The 18481-nt window shown below is 38.3% G+C and carries 8 protein-coding genes and 1 pseudogene; 8 read left to right on the plus strand and 1 reads right to left on the minus strand.

Going from position 1 to position 18481, the window contains the following annotated elements; genetic code table 11:
- The first annotated feature begins 102 nt into the window (after positions 1 to 102).
- From H4J66_RS11750 to H4J66_RS11780, 7 genes are read left to right on the plus strand one after another with little or no spacing between them, the layout of a single operon-like run.
- On the plus strand, positions 103 to 1152 hold the full coding sequence (locus H4J66_RS11750; RefSeq protein WP_182174722.1) for a DNA cytosine methyltransferase: 1050 nt from the start codon (positions 103 to 105) through the stop codon (positions 1150 to 1152).
- A 15-nt stretch (positions 1153 to 1167) separates the two neighbouring features.
- Positions 1168 to 4320: a DISARM system SNF2-like helicase DrmD gene (drmD, locus tag H4J66_RS11755; protein WP_182174725.1), complete on the plus strand. Its 3153-nt coding sequence runs from the start codon at positions 1168 to 1170 to the stop codon at positions 4318 to 4320.
- Complete coding sequence (locus H4J66_RS11760; protein WP_182174728.1) at positions 4320 to 8390, plus strand: Eco57I restriction-modification methylase domain-containing protein; 4071 nt, start codon at positions 4320 to 4322, stop codon at positions 8388 to 8390. Before drmD ends, H4J66_RS11760 begins: the two co-directional genes overlap by 1 nt.
- An 8-nt stretch (positions 8391 to 8398) precedes the next feature.
- Positions 8399 to 12403, plus strand: coding sequence for a DISARM system helicase DrmA (gene drmA / locus H4J66_RS11765; protein WP_182174731.1), 4005 nt, complete (start codon positions 8399 to 8401; stop codon positions 12401 to 12403).
- Positions 12403 to 14280 carry a DUF1998 domain-containing protein gene (gene drmB, locus H4J66_RS11770; protein WP_182174734.1) on the plus strand — a complete coding sequence of 626 codons (1878 nt, stop codon included), beginning with the start codon at positions 12403 to 12405 and terminating at the stop codon, positions 14278 to 14280. Before drmA ends, drmB begins: the two co-directional genes overlap by 1 nt.
- Positions 14280 to 15422 (plus strand): DISARM system phospholipase D-like protein DrmC, encoded by a 1143-nt coding sequence (gene drmC / locus H4J66_RS11775; RefSeq protein ID WP_182174737.1) that lies wholly within the window; start codon positions 14280 to 14282, stop codon positions 15420 to 15422. Before drmB ends, drmC begins: the two co-directional genes overlap by 1 nt.
- A 10-nt stretch (positions 15423 to 15432) precedes the next feature.
- Positions 15433 to 17106, plus strand: a complete 1674-nt coding sequence (locus H4J66_RS11780; protein WP_182174740.1) for a nuclease-related domain-containing DEAD/DEAH box helicase — start codon at positions 15433 to 15435, stop codon at positions 17104 to 17106.
- Between the two features lie 70 nt (positions 17107 to 17176).
- On the opposite strand, the gene H4J66_RS11785 is transcribed toward H4J66_RS11780, so the two are convergent.
- Positions 17177 to 17971 carry an ion transporter gene (locus tag H4J66_RS11785; protein ID WP_182174743.1) on the minus strand — a complete coding sequence of 265 codons (795 nt, stop codon included), beginning with the start codon at positions 17969 to 17971 and terminating at the stop codon, positions 17177 to 17179.
- Between the two features lie 204 nt (positions 17972 to 18175).
- On the opposite strand from H4J66_RS11785, the pseudogene H4J66_RS11790 reads away from it, so the two are divergent.
- A pseudogene (locus H4J66_RS11790) lies at positions 18176 to 18439 on the plus strand (ion transporter); the annotation flags it as partial.
- Positions 18440 to 18481: the final 42 nt, after the last annotated feature.

Genomic DNA, 18481 nt, shown 5'->3' on the forward strand with positions numbered 1-18481 from the left:
TTGATATTTTCTGCTATAGAATACAGACCTTTAATTTTACTAAATTAATAACATCGGATTATTTAAATAAGACGTGAAATACTATAATAACAAGAGTAATAAATGACAGTTTCTTGTGTAGACTTGTTCTGTGGTGCGGGTGGATTAACCCACGGTTTTGTAAAAGAAGGATTACCAGTAGTTGCTGGTATTGATCTTGATGGTGCATGTCGTTACCCATATGAGCAAAATAATGATTCAATATTTATAGAAAAAGATGTCAGTGATTTTTCAGTTAATGAACTTTCAGAGCTGTACGGCAATTCAAAAATTAAGATTCTTGCAGGTTGTGCCCCATGCCAACCATTTTCAACGTATTCTCAACGCTATGACATTAATAGAAATGAACGTTGGAGCTTGTTAAATGAGTTCTTACGTCTAGCCAAAGGTACAAAACCCGACATCATCACGATGGAAAATGTACCTAGCGTTCAAAAACACCAAATATTTAGTGACTTTGTAAAAGAGCTTGAAAGCAATGACTATCATGTATGGTATAAAATTGTTGATAGCAGTCATTATGGTGTTGCTCAAACCAGAAAAAGACTTGTTCTGCTTGCATCTTTATACGGTTCTTTTCAAATGATCGAGAAAACTCATGCATCACCCATAACTGTAAAAGAAGCTATTGGTAAATTAAAGCCAATCAGAGCAGGTGAAACAGATAAAAATGATAAACTACACTGCTCTTCAGCTTTAACTGATATAAATTTGAAAAGAATCCAAGCTTCTAAGCCTGGTGGAACTTGGAGAGATTGGCCTGAAGAGCTTGTTGCGCCTTGCCATCAAGTTAAAAGTGGGAAGACTTATACAGGTGTTTACGGTCGAATGGAATGGGATAAACCTGGCCCAACAATGACGACACAATGTTTTGGCTTTGGTAATGGTCGATTCGGACACCCAGATCAAGATCGAGCTATTTCATTGAGGGAAGCTGCAATACTACAAGGTTTTCCCCGAAATTATAAATTCATTCCACCAGGAATGCCTCTTGTTAGAGCACCGTTAGGTCGAATGATAGGAAATGCCGTTCCTGTCGGTTTAGGTGAAGCAATAGCAAAAAGTATCAAAGTACATTTAGAAGAACATGGAAAAGCCATTACTTTAAATTAATATTAAGGATAATCAATGCTTGAAAGTATTGCTGAAAGAAACTCTTCTCTTAAAATATCTCCTGAGCCAGGTCAACTGGTTGAAGTCAGAAAACGGCAATGGATTGTCGCGGATGTTAATACCTCACAACTTCCTAATTCACGCCATAAAAAACAACACTACGTAAAGCTATCTTCAATTGATGAAGATGGTTTGGGTGAAGAGCTTGAGGTTATCTGGGAAATAGAACCCGGTGCACATATCATCGAAAAATCAGGTTTACCCGAAATAACAGGTTTTGATGATGCTAAAAAGTTAGATGCCTTTCTAGATGCCGTTCGTTGGGGCGCAGCAACCAACGCGGATAGAGGCTTTTTGCAGGCACCATTTCGTAGTGGTGTTAGCATAGAAGATTTTCAATTAGATCCACTTGTAAGAGCTATAAACATGGCTCGAGTGAATCTACTCATTGCTGATGACGTTGGTTTAGGTAAAACAATTGAAGCAGGTCTTGTCATTCAAGAAATGTTATTACGCCACAGAGCAAGAACTGTCTTAATCATTTGTCCCGCATCCTTGCAGCTTAAATGGCAAGATGAGATGCAAGAAAAGTTCGGCTTAGAGTTTAAAATCGTCAATACTGATTATGTAAAACACCTCCGTCGAGAACGTGGTATTCATGCAAACCCATGGACATCTTTTCCCCGATTAATAGTATCTCAAGATTGGATCAAAAGTGGTGAGGGTTTGAGGCTTTTACGAGAAACTATCCCAACTAAGGCTACTTATCCTCGTAAATTTGACATGATGGTTATTGATGAGGCACACAACATAGCGCCTTCAGGCTCTGCCAATTACGCTGTAGCAAGTCAACGTACACAAATAATTAGAGAAATAGCCCCTCATTTTCAACATAAATTATTTTTAACCGCAACTCCTCATAACGGCTATACAGAATCATTCACATCCCTTCTCGAGATTTTGGATGACCAACGTTTTTCTCGCAATATTTTACCGGATGAAAAACAGCTTCAGAAAGTAATGATCCGCCGCTTGAAAACAGATCTTGTTGATGAAAAAGGTGATCCGCTTTATCCAAAGCGCAAGTTACAAGCGTTAGAGGTGAATTACACTGAACTTGAACGAAATATGCATAAGAAGTTAGAGCAATATGCACAAAGCCGTGAAGAATCAAATGCTGATGCTAAAAATGCGATGGCAACCAAGTTTGTTAATGGCTTGCTGAAAAAGAGACTATTCTCTTCTCCAGCTTCTTTTGCATCAACCCTTGAAAAGCATATTAGTACAGTTACTAAAACCACTGAACCGAAACAAATCACAGCGATAGAAGAACGCATTCTAAGAAAAGCAATGCTAAAAGCCGAAGAAGATTATGCCAATGATCAAGATTTCGAAATTGCTCAAGAAGAAGCCATTGAAGAAGCAAGTAGCCGAAGTGCACCACTCAACTCACAAGAACGATTGTTATTAAAAGAATTGAGAAACTGGGCACAGTCAGCACAGCACCAGTCAGACTCTAAAGCAGATGCAATATGTCGTTGGATTGATAGCAACTTAAAAGACGGTAATAAGTGGAATAACCAACGCGTAATATTATTTACTGAATACAGAACAACACAGCAATGGTTAGAAAAAATACTGACAGAAAAAGGATATGCAGGTAAAAGGTTGTCCATGATTAATGGTGGTATGGTTCATGAGGAACGTGAAGAAATAAAGGCAGCTTTTCAAACTCATCCTGAACAATCTGATGTCAGAATATTATTAGCCACTGATGCCGCATCAGAAGGTATAGATCTACAGAATCATTGTAATTGCCTTATACACTTAGAAATCCCCTATAACCCAAACGTTATGGAGCAACGTAATGGCCGTATTGACCGACATGGCCAAAAAGCTAAAGAAATCCTTATTTGGCATCCGGTTGATTCCGGAACAGATTTTGATAAAAGTGATGCTATCGGCGGCCACAAGGATGACATCATCCGTGCACTCACTAAACTTGAATCGATGCGTGCAGACATGGGAAGTGTAAATCCCGTAATTGCTCCACAAATGGCAGGATTAATTGAAGGCCGAGCAACAGAGTTAAATACTGAACTAGCTGAAGCTAAAATGGCAAAAGCAAAAAAACTAGTTCGAGCAGAAAGAGATTTGCAAGAAAAAATTAAAAAGCTGCACCAACAATTAATATCTACACAAGAAGATTTCCACTTAACACCAGAACATGTCATTGCTGCTGTTCAAACTGCGCTTGAAGTTGCTCAAAAACCGTTATTGAAAAAATCAACGCTAGCCAACACGCCTGACGGAAGCATTTTTACTATGCCAGAATTTACTGGCTCTTGGGCTCCCTGTAATAAAGGTTTGCGTCATCCGTATACCCAAAAAATTAGGCCGATAACCTTTGACCATAATGTGGCTAAAGGCAGAGATGATGTTGTTTTAGTTCATCTCAATCATCGATTAGTACAAATGTGTTTGCGTTTGTTACGAAGCAAAGTGTGGGAAAAAGACGATAAACTCCATCGTGTAACCGTTCGAAGTGTTCCAAGTTCTGAGTTGGATAACATTGTTGCTATTGTAGCATCAAGATTAGTAGTTGTTGGGGGTACTCATAATCGCCTTCATGAAGAAATTACCTATGCCGGTGGTTACCTAAAAGATAAGGGCTACAATCGAGAGCGCGGTGTTAAACAAATTAATGATTGGCTAGAACAATCAAATCCAGCAGTAATATCAGAACAAACGAAAGACGCTTTAAAAATAAGGTTTACGAACCAAGAAAATGCTATTTATCAAACTATCGAAGCTCGCTCAAAAGAGCGACTTAATAATTTGGAAAATACACTAAGCAATCTTAAATACAAAGAAATCGCTGATATCACTTCTGTACTTAATGAATTGAATAACTCGATAAATACAGAGCTGGCAAGAGAAGGGTTAATGGAAAATGTACTTCATGATCAAATGAGCTTATTTGGTGAAGAAGAACGAACTCAAGTCACAAAAGATAGAGTAGCCATTGTAGAGAGACAGAAGCGAATAGAATCAGACAAAAAAGCTGAAACCGAAGCTATTGAAAAGCGGTATGCAAATTATATCGACCGTACGTTTCCTGTCGCGGTAATATTTCTGGTTCCAGATAATATTTGTGAGGCTAACTAATGACATATTCTACAAATCAACATGCAGAGTGGCTTTCACTTATTGAAGTATCAGGACCATTTTTAGCTGAGCCTATTCTTAATCAAGCTTTTCCACAAGGTTTAGAAAAAGTAGACCCCGTTAAGAAAAAGCAATTTCGTCAAACCTATGACGAATGGCGTGAAGTCACCGACAGTGATGCACAACAAGATATACAGATCAAAGATAAAATTCATCAACAATGGATCAATTGGGTATTAAAAGTTGGCCTAGAACTAGACGAAGATGATGATGGTGACACTCTTAAAGATCAATCTCAAATGCACGCTTCCATTCATGTTATCGTCCCTGAACATCACGTCACTATTAAACCTGAATATGTTGTTATCGGTGATGATGAAACTCAGCCTTATATGCTAGTACAAACCTACCCAGCTGGAACAGCACTCAGTGAGGTATTAAGAGGTGATGGTTGGTCAACAAGTCCAGCAGAACGAATGGCACATTTATGTCGTGGTGTTGGTACTCGTTTAGGTTTAATTACTAACGGTGAACAATGGATGTTCATTGATGCACCTGCTGGTGGAACTACAACGTATGCAAGTTGGTTTGCAAGACTTTGGGGGCTAGAGTCGGTAACGTTAAAAGCATTTTATAGTCTTTTTAATATTAAGATTGTCTATAGTGGTTTTGATGATAATAAAACACTACCCCAGTTAGTTGATGAATCTTTAACACATCAAGGCGACGTAACCCAAGCACTAGGAAGTCAGGTTAGTCGAGCAGTTGAAGTGCTTATTCAATCAATTGATCGATTAAACCATGATGATAAGGGTGAGCTATTAAAAGAAATTGAGCCAGAAGAGCTATATGAAGCTGGTCTAACGCTAATGATGCGTTTAGTCTTTTTACTTTGTGCAGAAGAACGCGGTTTGCTGTTATTAGGCGATCAAGCTTATGAAGCTAATTATGCTTTGTCGACCCTTCGGGCCAAGTTGAGGGAAGAAGCCAGTTTACATGGTGATGAAGTTCTTTCTTATCGTAAAAATGCTTGGGCACGTTTATTAGCTATTTTTAGATCTGTTTATGCAGGTGTTGAACATGAAAATATGCGAATGCCTGCATTAGGTGGTTCATTATTCGATCCCGACCGATTCCCATTCTTAGAAGGCAGAGCAAAAGATAGTAACTGGCGTGAAGATGAAGCTAAGCCACTTCCCATTGATAACAGAACAGTCCTACTATTTTTAGATGCTATTCAGCTATATAAAGGGCGTACTCTTTCTTATCGTGCCTTAGATGTAGAGCAAATTGGTTATGTTTACGAAGGTTTACTAGAGCAAACAGTAAAACGTGCGACAGATGTCACATTAGAACTAAAGGCAACTAAGAGTTGTAAAAAGCCTTGGGTGTATTTAGGGGAATTGGCATCATCATCGTTGGATGGTGATGCAGTATTAAAAACACTACTTAAAGAGCGTACCGGCAGTTCAGCATCACGAATCATTAATGATTTGGCGAAAGAGGTTACTGATGGTGATATAGATAAGCTCATGGAAGCGTGTCATAACGATGCTGAATTATGTCAACGAATAAAACCTTACTACCATTTTATAAGAACAGACGCTTGGGATAATCCATTAGTCTATCCTAAATATTCATACATGCTCACTTCGGGGTCAGACAGGCGTGAAACCGGTTCTCATTACACACCTAAATCATTAACAGAATCGATTGTAACTGAGACGCTTGAGCCGGTTGTGTACATAGGTCCTAGCGAAGGAAAGCCAAGAGAAGAGTGGCAATTAAAGTCTCCAAAAGAATTGCTCGAACTTAAAATCTGTGATCCTGCTATGGGGTCTGGTGCATTTTTGGTACAAGTGTGTCGATGGCTAGCTGAGCGTGTTTGTGAGTCTTGGCTCATTGTCGAGCAAAGTGGAAGTTTTGTTACGGCTCAAGGAATCACAACAACAGATGACTCTCAAGAGTTAATACCTATTGATGCAGAAGAACGATTAATCATTGCCAAACGCTTAATTTCAGAACGCTGTTTATACGGTGTAGATATTAATCCTTTAGCGGTTGAACTTGCGAAACTGTCTATCTGGTTGGTTACATTATCGAAAGACCGTCCATTTGGTTTCTTAGATCATAACTTAAAGTCAGGTGACAGTTTACTTGGCATTCATAATTTAGATCAGCTCAGTTACTTAAATCTAAACCCATCTCAAATTAAAAAATCGAAATTGGTAGAACAACCATTTGCTAAGCAAATAAAAATGCATGTTGCTGATGCTTTAGAGCTAAGAAAGCAAATAAGGTCACATGATATCCATACTGTTACCGATATTGACGAAATGGCTCATTTGGAGACGAAAACAAGAGATAAATTATTGTTACCTACCTTAATCGCTGATGCGTTGATAGGTATAACATTAGAGTCTAGTGGAAAATTAACGGATATAACGGTTTTATCTTCTTATGCTCAGGAAGCAACTGAAGGTAAAGAAGAAAGCTTAGAGATGTTAAGAAAAATCGCTTACAGAGGTCTAAGCTCGGACTTACCAGTAAATAAAAAAACAAGAGTCGCGTTTCATTGGGTATTACAGTTTCCAGAAGTATTTTGCGGTGAGAAAGTGGGATTTGATGCCATTATTGGTAATCCACCATTTTTAGGGAATACAAGTATACGAGGAACTAATGGCAAGTCTTATCGTGACTTTTTGACTAATGTCACAGCTAATGGACGAAAAGGAAAAGCTGATTTGGTAGTTTTCTTTTTTCTTAGATCTTTTTTGTTAATTCGTGACTTGAAGTTTATGGGGCTTATTGCAACAAGTTCTATTTCAGAAGGAGAATCAAAAGAGGTAGGGCTTAGGCACATATTGAACAATGAGGGTTCTATTTATAGTGCTACTCCGATGCTTAAGTGGGTTGGTTCAGCATCAATAATTGTAAGTGTTGTACATCTTAAAAAAGGCAAATGGGAAGGTAAAATAACTCTATCTGAACTCAATGTAAGTTTCATTTCAGATAATCTGACTTCTGGTCAAAGGTGGGTGCCTGTTTCATTGAAAGCCAATAAAGGACTCGTCTTTAAAGGAACAGAGCCGAATGGAGAAGGTTTCTTAATCGAAGAAAATCTAGCTAAAGCTATTATACAATCCAACGAAGCCAACTCAAACGTGTTATTTCCATATTTAATTGCTAGAGAGGTCAATCAGAACTCTTCACAATCATCAAATCGATGGATAATTAACTTTTGGGATTGGAATGAAATTAAATCTAGGGCATACGATTCTATTTTTTCCATCGTAGAAAGGGAAATGAAACATATAAGACAAAAGAAAAACATCAAAGGAGAATATGTCTTAGGTAAGTCTTTAGCTGAAAATTGGTGGCTTCTAAAGCGAACAAGGCCTGAGCTTTATCATAAGATAGGAAGAGGTGCTGACTTTGATTATCAACCGAGCAATTGGAAGGATGATTTACCAATTGAAAAGGTAATTGTTTTTGCTAGAGGCGCAACAAAATTCTTATCATTTAGTTATGTAAATAACAATCAAATATTTGGTGATTCACTTTGTGTTATTACAAGTGACTCATATTCACTTCTTGCTATGCTCTCTTCTGATTTTCATACTGTATGGGCTTGGGAATTTGGGGGAAGAAAAACTCATGATCTTCGTTACATTCAAGATGATGTTTTTGACACATTTCCACTCCCAATAGGTTTAATGAGTGGCTCTTACCAATTGATGGAGAATTTAGGAGAAGATTTTGTATGTCTAAGGCTTGCATACATGCAGCAGCATAATATTGGAATGACTAAATATTATAACGACCTACATGACTCAGCAATAAATACAATGGAAATTAAAGCGTTAAGAGAAAAACAAATAGCATTGAATAATTCTGTGTTAGCCGCATATGGTTTTGATGATTTAAAGCCGGAATATGACTTTCATCAAGTAGGGTATTTACCTGAAGGAAAAAATACTCGATTTACTATTAGCGAAACAGCAAGAGAAGAAGTTTTATATCGATTAGCTATGTTAAACAAAACTAGACACGAAGCTGAGCAAGAATAGGGAATATTATGGCCGACGTAAAAACAAAAATAAATAGCGCATTTATTGCAGCAAGAAATGAAAATTTAAATAACATCCCTTACGCAGAATATTGTCTACATCTTAAAGGTAAAAAAGTCCTTTTTTCAAGCGTAGAAGATGGCTGTTGGGTCCTAGTTGTTGATGCTACTAATGTGCTGTTAGGTGTTGGTCGAGTTTATCGTCAAAGAAGTGATTTAGAGTCAACGACCCTATTTTTCGATAAGTATCTCAAAGCTGATTCAACTGTACTCGTTTCTTTACCACGTTCAGGGCAAATTTCTCGTGTTGAATGGACTCGATTTGCGGAAGAATTGCCTAAGTTATTTGGCAAAACCTTAGCTGACATCCCGCTAATCAAAAATGATGTCTACGTACGTGAATTACTCCAACTTGCTGTAAAAGATGATTTATTAGGTCCTGCGAACGGACCTTATGAACAGATTCTTGATATGAGCGTGCGAGATCGTTATTTAGTGGGGCGTTTAGCGCCGCTTGATGCTACTGAAAGAGGTGGTGAGTTTGGTATTGATGGTTCAGGCGATGAAGATGAGGTTCCTGATGATCTTGTTGTTAAGGCTCAAGCGGGTAAAGATGATTCACCTATAAGTAATGTGAAGCCTGAACCTGACTCTAGTGAAGAAGTCGACGCTGCGAGTAACCAATCGTTAATTCCTTCCAGTATGGGGTTTACTTTTTGTGTATCTGGAGATGAAAAAAATATAGAGCTTCAAGCAAGTTGGGGTCGCTACGAGCGTTTTTATGACCATGACCAATATAAAGAATATACAGATCCTGAAACAGGTGAAAAATCACAAGGTGCAAAAGTTAAAATATGGCAGCGTATTCCTTGTGGTGGTGCTTTCAACTTACAGTTAGAAACGGGCGCTATTAAACCTATTTCAATTGATAAAGAAAACCCAGCTGTTGTTGTTCAAGGCACGGTAAGAAAACCAAATGAAAATGGTGATAGGTTAGTTACTATTTTCATAGTTAATACACAAACTGAGCCAGAATCTAATCGAGATATAGCTTGGGTATTTCAACCTGAAATTTCAGCCACCGCTGTTAGTGAATCGGTGAATAAAGATGTATTTCGTAAACGCCCGGTATTAAAACCTGATGGTGAAGACTTAGAACGAGAATCATTAGAAATGATTTATCGTAAGCAAGTCGAATTTGCATCAGGTCATGGCATTGCTGTTCACGCAAATACTTCTATAGATGATGTTGAGCGAGCGACTAAAGTAACAACTGTTGTGATGCCTGAGTATGAAGTGCCGGTTACTGAAGTACCTGGCCTTCGCGATGGAGATAGGCCAGCTCTTAAAAAGATGATGTCTGATGGTTATTTAGACATGATGAAGCTTGCTGCAATGACAAGAGAAAAGTTAGTTATTGCGTTAACTCAGATGACAGCCGATTACACCGCTTGGATAGAAGAGCAAAAACAAAGAGTGGGTGATGATGTTATCAATCATGGCGATGCAGCGCTAAGAGCTATTACTAGCTGTAACGAAATTAACTTGAGGCTTAATGAAGGTATTGCCGTATTAGCCGATCCTGAAAATGATAATGCACTGCAAGCCTTTCGCTTTGCCAATTTAGCAATGGCTAAACAGCGTGTACAAAGTATTTATGCACATAAACGCAGAAGTGACAAAAGCATTACGGTAGAAAAGTTAAATAAAGACTCTAAAAATTACTCTTGGCGTTCATTTCAGTTAGCATTTTTATTATTATCTATTCCGGCTATAGCAGACCCTGAACATCAAGACAGAACAGAGTCATCTGAGTCGTTTGCCGATTTATTATGGTTTCCAACAGGTGGTGGTAAAACAGAAGCCTACCTTGGTGTTGCAGCTTTTACGATGTCAATTCGTCGCTTTCAAGGGAACCTTGGTGGTTACGATTCAAGCCGTGGTTTAGCTGTGATCATGCGTTATACCCTCAGATTATTAACTCTCCAGCAATTTCAACGTGCAACAGCACTGATTTGTGCAATGGAAGTGATTCGGCGCGATGCGATAAAAAAAGGAAAGATGAAATTAGGTGAAACACCATTTACTATAGGTTTATGGGTGGGTAATAAAGTTTCGCCGGGAACAACCGCGACTAGTGACCAAGCAATAAAAGATATCAGAAATCCAGACAAATTTAATGCCGGTGGTTCATCACCTGCACAGCTGACTAGTTGTCCTTGGTGTGGTGAAGATATAGACCCCGGTAAGCATATTGAAGTTAATACCAATAAATTACAAACCGCGATTTATTGTGGTGATAAAAAATCACGTTGTGAGTTTTCTAAAGGTAAATCAGCAAAACTGGCGCATCCAGGTATCCCTGCATTAGTAGTTGATGAAGAAATTTATCACCGTCCGCCGTCAATGATGATAGCCACGGTTGATAAATTTGCCATGATGGCTTGGCGTGGTGAAATCCGAAATTTATTTGGTAAAGCAACCATAGAATGTGAACGGCATGGGTTGATATGGTCAGACGCTAATTCTTGTAATGGTAATCATCCTAAATCTAAATTTGGTCCAACGACCAAAGCAAAAGTGATTTCAAAACTCCGTCCGCCCGACTTAATTATTCAAGATGAGTTTCACTTAATTAGTGGACCGTTGGGTACTATGGTTGGTTTATATGAAACAGCCGTAGATGAACTTTGCTCTTGGGGTTTAAACGGTAAAAAAGTCAGACCAAAAATTATTGCGTCTACAGCAACCGTGCGAAAGGCCAAACAACAAGTGAGTGGTGTTTTTAATCGCCAAGTAGCTGTATTTCCACCTCATGGACTAGATATTGAAGATAACTTCTTTTCAGTTCAACGACCCATTAAAGAACATTATGGTCGTCGTTACATGGGCGTTTGCTCTCCTGGGAGTGCAAGACCTGCTGTTTTAATTCGTGTATACACTGCTTTTTTAACAGCATCACAAGCATTGTTTGACCGTTTTGGTCAAGTTGCAGACCCTTACATGACTAGTGTTGGCTACTTCAATTCCCTACGTGAGTTGGGGGGGATGAAACGATTAGCAGAAGATGATGTTCAAACTCGTTCTTATCGAGTGCAAATGAGTTTGGTTGAACGACCCGGCTTAGGACAACGGAGCGTTAATAATATAAGAGAGTTAACGTCTCGAGTATCTAGCCAAGATATTCCAAAATACTTAGACCAGTTAGAAGTGAAATTTAAAGCTGAATACGATCCGGCTGAAGGTAAATTTGTTACTAAGTGGGATGAAGGTGAAAGCCGTGCTATTGATGTTGTATTAGCAACCAATATGTTGTCAGTTGGTGTTGATGTTAACCGATTAGGCGTTATGGCTGTAAACGGACAACCCAAGAGTACTGCTGAATATATTCAAGCAACAAGTCGAGTTGGGCGTAGTTTTCCTGGTTTAGTTTGCACCGTATTAACGTGGTCAAGGCCTCGTGATTTATCTCATTACGAAACGTTTGAGCATTATCATGCAACCTTTTATAAACATGTTGAAGCTCAATCCGTTACGCCATTCTCGCCTAGAGCCATGGATCGGGGGTTAACCGGCTCAATGCTCAGTTTAATGCGTTTAAGTGATGATGAATTAAACCCTAATGATGGTGCAGCCCATTTAAAGCATACATCAACTGGTATTGTGAAAAGTACTATTGCTTCAATATCTGACCGAGTACATTTAGTTGAAGAAAATGCTCAGTCACAGAAACTTGCAGAAGCATCAATTAAACAAAGAATAGATGGCTGGGTTAAAGAAACAAATACAGCAGGTAGAACGGTAGCCTACGAGAAAAAAGGTGAAAATGTTGATTCCAAAGTTGCTTTGATTAAAAAACCGGGATTGAGTGAATGGGATAGGTTTACAGTGCCTATGTCTATGCGTGAAGTTGAACCTGGCGTTAAGTTACAAATGAATACTCAAAAACTTGATGATGGCCCATCTTGGAAGGCACCTATTAAAAAGAAAAATACTACTGAAGGGAATTCATAATGAGTGGAGGTAAAAAATACGTTTCAAATATAACTCCTGTGGGGGATGTACGCCCCAGCCAATTATTGTGGACATATGGTCCAGGAGCATTAATCGATATGCCAAGTCTATCTGTTGTTACTTCAGGGATAGATAGATGGGATAAAGATCGTTGCCCACCTATTTTGGAAGCAAGATTACTAACAGCGGTTAAAAAAGTACTTGGTCCCCAGGTAGAAAGTATGAGGATGCCACCATTTCCTAAGAAAGAATCTAGCGATCCTTTTTCAGCTGAAGCAAGAATAGGTGTACCTGTAAGACCATTTCCTCGATGGTTAAGATGTGTGAAATGTGGCATGTTAGCAGAGTATGATGCTGGACTTTTTGAAGTAAGGGAAAGTCGATACAGGCCAGAAAATACCCGCTTTGTTCACAAGATGTGTAGAGGGTCTAAGGGGGATAAAAAGGCTAAAGATGCTGACGCGGTTCCTGCTCGTTTTCTATTGGCTTGCCGAAATGGTCATTTGGATGATTTTCCATGGCAATATTATGTGCATGGCGGTACGAATAGTTGTCAAGGAGGGTTGCGATTCTTCGAAAGCGGCGCTTCATTGCAAACCGAAAACCTTTGGGTTAAATGTGATGCTTGTGATGCAAAACGTAATTTAGCGCAAGCGTTTGGTAAAGCAGGTAAAGAAAACTTACCTGCTTGTAGAGGTCGTCACCCCCATTTAGATAAATATGACCCCAGTTGTGACGATGATGTCAAAGCTGTTCTTCTAGGTGCCACTAATAGTTGGTTTCCAATAACATTATCTGCTTTGGCAATACCGCTCTCAAGAGATCCTATTATTCAGCTCGTTCAAGACGGATGGGATAACTTCTCCGACGTGGAGTCTGTTTTTGAAGTCAAAGCTATTTTAAAAGTATTAGTTAAAAATGCGATTTTACCTGGTATTGATCAATATTCAGCCGATGAAGTTTGGACTGTGATTGATGCCATTAACAACGGTGAAATTGGAGATACGGTTACTCAAGAAGATATTAAAGGTCCTGAATGGGAAGTGTTTATTGAACCAAACCCACCTACAGATTGGCCTCATTTTTTAAGTGAAGCAACAAGCGTTCCGATTAAATATAAAAAACAGATATCAAACGTATTGCTGTTAAAGCGATTAAGAGAAGTGAATGCATTGATAGGGTTTACTCGAGTGGAAGCTCCTGAAGAAAGTAATAACCCAGAAGAGCAGCCACCAATGGCATCATTGTGTAATGATAAACCTAATTGGGTACCTGCAAGCCAAGTACACGGTGAGGGTATATTTATTCGCTTTGATGAAGATGCACTTAATCAATGGGAAAAAATACCCGCTGTTCAGGCAATTAATGAATCTTTGTTTCATGGTCACAAAGGCTGGAGGCTTAAACGCAAGCTTTCACCTGAAGATGGTTACCCTGGTATTCGTTATGTTTTACTTCACACTATTTCTCACTTACTTATTAGAGAACTTGCGCTTGAGTGTGGCTATAACGCCTCAAGTATAAGAGAAAGGATATATGGCGATACAAGCAACGAAAAGAAACAAGCAGGTATATTAATTTATACAGCAGCCGCAGATTCAGATGGAACTTTAGGTGGTTTGGTCGAGTTAGGTAAACCTGAGAATTTAGAAAGGTTACTTCATCAAGCTTTAAACAGAGCAAGGATTTGCTCCTCTGATCCGCTTTGTTCTGAGCATAACCCTGAAAAAGACGTGACACTGCATGCAGCAGCTTGTCATGCTTGTACTTTTGCAGCAGAAACTTCATGTGAGAAAAATAACCGGTATCTAGATAGGGCGCTAGTTGTTCCAACACTAGACAATGATGGCGCAGCATTTTTTGGAACTGATATTTGATGGATGATTTATTAAAAGGAATTTACGACGTAGTTAAGGATCAACACCTTAGTAAAATTAGATCATTATTTAAAAAAGTGAAAATCACGAGTAAAGACAATCGTACAACTTTGAAGGGGTTTTTCAATACAGATAGCTCTAATAATGCTTTAAATGCCTTATTAGATTTATGGGGGAGCTCTGATTGTTCGAGTACTGAACTCGCTAGTATGTTGCTTGGTGCATCTTATGGGTGCACAAGTAAAAGTAAAAATGAATTAACAGAGCTTGTTTGGACAGGACCTGACGCAAATCTATTTCCTGTAAGAAGATCAGAACAAGTGTTGTTAGACATTATTAACTCCGCACAAGAAACATTATTCATTGTTTCGTTTGTATTAGTAAATATACCAGCCGTTGAAGATGCAATTGCAAAAGCAGTAGAGCGCGGGGTGGATGTTTGTATGCTGCTAGAGTCTGAGGACAGAGAAGCCTCAAATAACTTCCTTAGTACTATTAAGAGGCTTAACAAGAGTATCCCTAAAATTAAGCTTTATATTTGGCCTCGTGAGAATAGAGAAAGTACACAAGGTGGTTTTGCCCGAGTACATGCAAAGTGTGCTGTTGCTGATAAACGGCGAGCTTTCATTACTAGTGCGAACCTTACATCTGCTGCATTAGATAAAAACATTGAAATGGGGATTAATATTGATGGTGGAAGTATACCTGAAAATATTTTTAGTCAGCTTTCCTCAATGATCAACTCCAAAGAAATAGTTCGTTATAAATCAAGTTTATTAACAGCTAGCTCAAAGTCTCAATCTAACAGTGTCATAAGTCTTGAAAACCTACCTTTGTCAGCAAAGGCTGGTACAAATTTTAAGATTGAATTTGATAATGAAAAAACAGGTTTCAAAGCACAACGTGACTTTATTATATGTGATGAGACTGAAGAAAGGCCTAAGGCAGGTACAGTAGTTATTATCAGGCATGAAAACAGAAGCCTTATAGGTAAATATCGATGGAGCAAACAACAAAGTACGGATAGTGGGCAGGCGTTCTACGCTGTAACAGTTAATGGCTTTGGACAAAGACAAAAAATAAAAGTGGATGAAAGTGATTGGTTGAAATTCAAACCGTTTGCAATGGAAGTTACTATTTAGGAGATGGATTTTGGCTAGACTAATACCGAAAATTGAGATTCAGGATATCAGTGTTAAATCAGAAAGGGATGTTGCGAAGTACTTAGTAGATCTATTACCTAATGATTGCATTATTTATCATAGTTACCCTTGGCTTAGAGCAGACCGTAATGACAAAGGTAATACGACTTTAAAAGAAGGTGAAACTGATTTTGTAGTAATTATTCCTTCACACGGTATGTTAATACTTGAAGTAAAAGGCGGTGAAATTCAATATGATAACGAAAATCGCCAATGGAATAGAGTTTTAAGCGGTGGAAGGTTAAAAGAGATTCAAGACCCATTTGAGCAAGCTCGTCGTAATACTCATTTTTTAGAAAATGAAATAAAGAAAAAAGGATACAAAGGAGCAAGTAACTTACCTTTTGGCTATGGTTATGCTGCTGTATTCCCTGATTGTGAATACTCTGGTGATACTCCCGCAGGAGGAAGCCCATCAATAGTACTATCCGCTAGTGATCTTCCGTATATTGATAAAAGAATTAAATCAGCTTTAACTCAATGGGTTAGACGTGACCAACCAATCCCTTTATCTAGAGAGGATAAAATAAAAATACAAAGATCAATTTCTCCTAGCTTCAATTTGCTGCCAATATTATTTCGTAAGATTGAAGACCAAGAGGAAAAGCTCTTTCGCCTCACTAATGATCAAAAAATGTTGATCGAATTTTTAGGTCAGACACAAAGAGCTTGCATCAATGGTGTGGCTGGTTCAGGGAAAACCATGCTTGCACAGGCTCAAGCTGAAAAGTTTGCAGATGCCGGGATGAAAACACTCTTAGTTTGCTATAACAAAACTCTAGCTAAATGGTTACGAGACAATATTTCATCTGACTACGCCGAAAGTATTACAGTTACCCACTTTCATGGGTTGTGTCATGATTTGTGTAGAAAAGCTGGAATTTCATTTAATCCACCTTTTAATAATGAAAATGAGTTTTGGCAAGAGGAAGCCCCTGAGCTTTTGATAGAAGCAATCGACCTTATAGATGATAGATTTGATGCTGTTATTGTCGATGAGGGGCAGGACTTTCATTCCGATTGGTGGATGCCTTTAGAGCTAATTAATTCAAATGGTGATGAAGGGGCTATGTATGTATTTTTTGATCCAAACCAAAATTTATATATTGACCAAGACTCGTCTTTACCTGCTTTAGGTACACCTTTAACTTTACCTGTTAATTGTCGAAATACGCAGTTAATAGCTGGTTTATGTAGCAATATTATTGATAAGGATATACCAACCAAACCTGATGCTCCAATAGGGGATGCCCCGGAAGTCATCCAATTAGATAACCGGTATGAGGTACAGAAACGAGTTGAGCGTTATGTAGATGACTGGATCAATCAAGGGAAGCTAAAACCAAATCAAGTAGCTATTTTATGCCCATACAAGTTAAGTAACTCCTCTCTATCGAGTATCAATAAGGTTAGAGGGATTGAAATTACAGATGATATTGACCACTGGAAAGAAAATAAAGGGGTTTTATTTTCAACGGTTAAAGGATTTAAAGGGCTGGAAGCAGATGCCATTTTATTGATAGATATTCCTCCAGTGAATGAAGCGTCAATATTCAAACAAGCAGATTATTATGTGGCATGTTCAAGGGCCAAGCATTTGTTGGTGGTTACAGAGTTAACTTAACCTGTAACCACCAACAAAGGATTACTATTAAATAGGGTAGTATATGTAGCCACTTAGGGGCTACATATTATTACTTCTTCTGAGTTAATAGTAGAGCCTTTATTTCTTTTAATTCTTGTTGAAGCTCAAGAAGACTTGGTTGCTTTTCAGCTTTCTCAGCTCTGGCTGCTTGATGCTCTTCTTCCATAACATTGACTACTATACCTATAACCATATTTAAAAATGCAAAGGCTGTGAAGAAGATAAATGTCAGATAAAATATCCAAGAGTAAGGATAGACTTCCATAGTCTCATATTGAATATCAGTCCAATCTTCAAATGTCATAACCCGGAATAACGTAAGCATTGATATCGCTATATCGCCCCAAAGCTTAGGGTTTATCTGGCTAAACATAAAGCTGCCTATGGCTGCATATATATAAAAAATTATAAACATCAAAAGAACAACATAGCCGAGTTGCGGCAAGGCTTTAATTAGGGAGTTTATTAGTATTCGAAGTTCTGGCACCACAGATACCATTCTCAATACACGAAATATCCGAACTAGACGAGCTAAGAGCGCCATTTCGCTATTATCGATAGGGATCAGGCTTATCGCCACAACTAAAGTGTCAAATACATTCCAACCTTTCTTTAAAAAGGATCGTTTATCATCGTCAGCAATAAAGCGTATTGTTAATTCAATAAGAAAGAATATTGTGATAAAAACATCTAGAATATCTGTAAGTGAAACAGCGCTATCGGGTAATTCAAACGTTTTTGCACCGATTTCCAATGCTGAAATAATTATTACAGAGACAACAAGTAGCTCAAAGATCTTATTGTTTTTGAGGGCGTTCATATTTATTTTAATGGCTTTATACATAGCTTTTTATGTCAACATTTAAATTTAGGGCTGTAAATAAGATAGGCATTATACTTAATTAAGATATAGTTTTCTTTAGAAAGTTATTTCTAAATGTTGACGAAGGGTATTTGAAGCAATAAATTGATACACATGTATATTCTGATTGGGTTTCCACCCACTCACTCACCCATGTCAACAAAAAAAGACCCAGATAATGACCATGTGATGTATGAAACGATGGCGATTTATCCACTTAGCTGGATTTTTTACCTGACCTTCATTTTCTTAACGGCTTTTATCTTTTTAAACATGATGGTTGGTACTATTCTAGAAGTTATGGGCAAAGAAAATGAAAATTATCGCGCCGAACAACATGGCGAATCAGGTGAAGGAGGAGAGCCGGCTAGCCGCGCACAAATTGAAAATCTTGAGTGTGAGCTTGCCGAAATTAAGACTTTACTCAAAGAAAAACTCAACCATCGCTGAGATTAATTTTTATAGATAACCGAACACTTGTGGGATTTAATT

The organism is Colwellia sp. MB3u-55 (assembly GCF_014076785.1).
In the GTDB taxonomy this organism is placed as follows: domain Bacteria; phylum Pseudomonadota; class Gammaproteobacteria; order Enterobacterales; family Alteromonadaceae; genus Colwellia_A.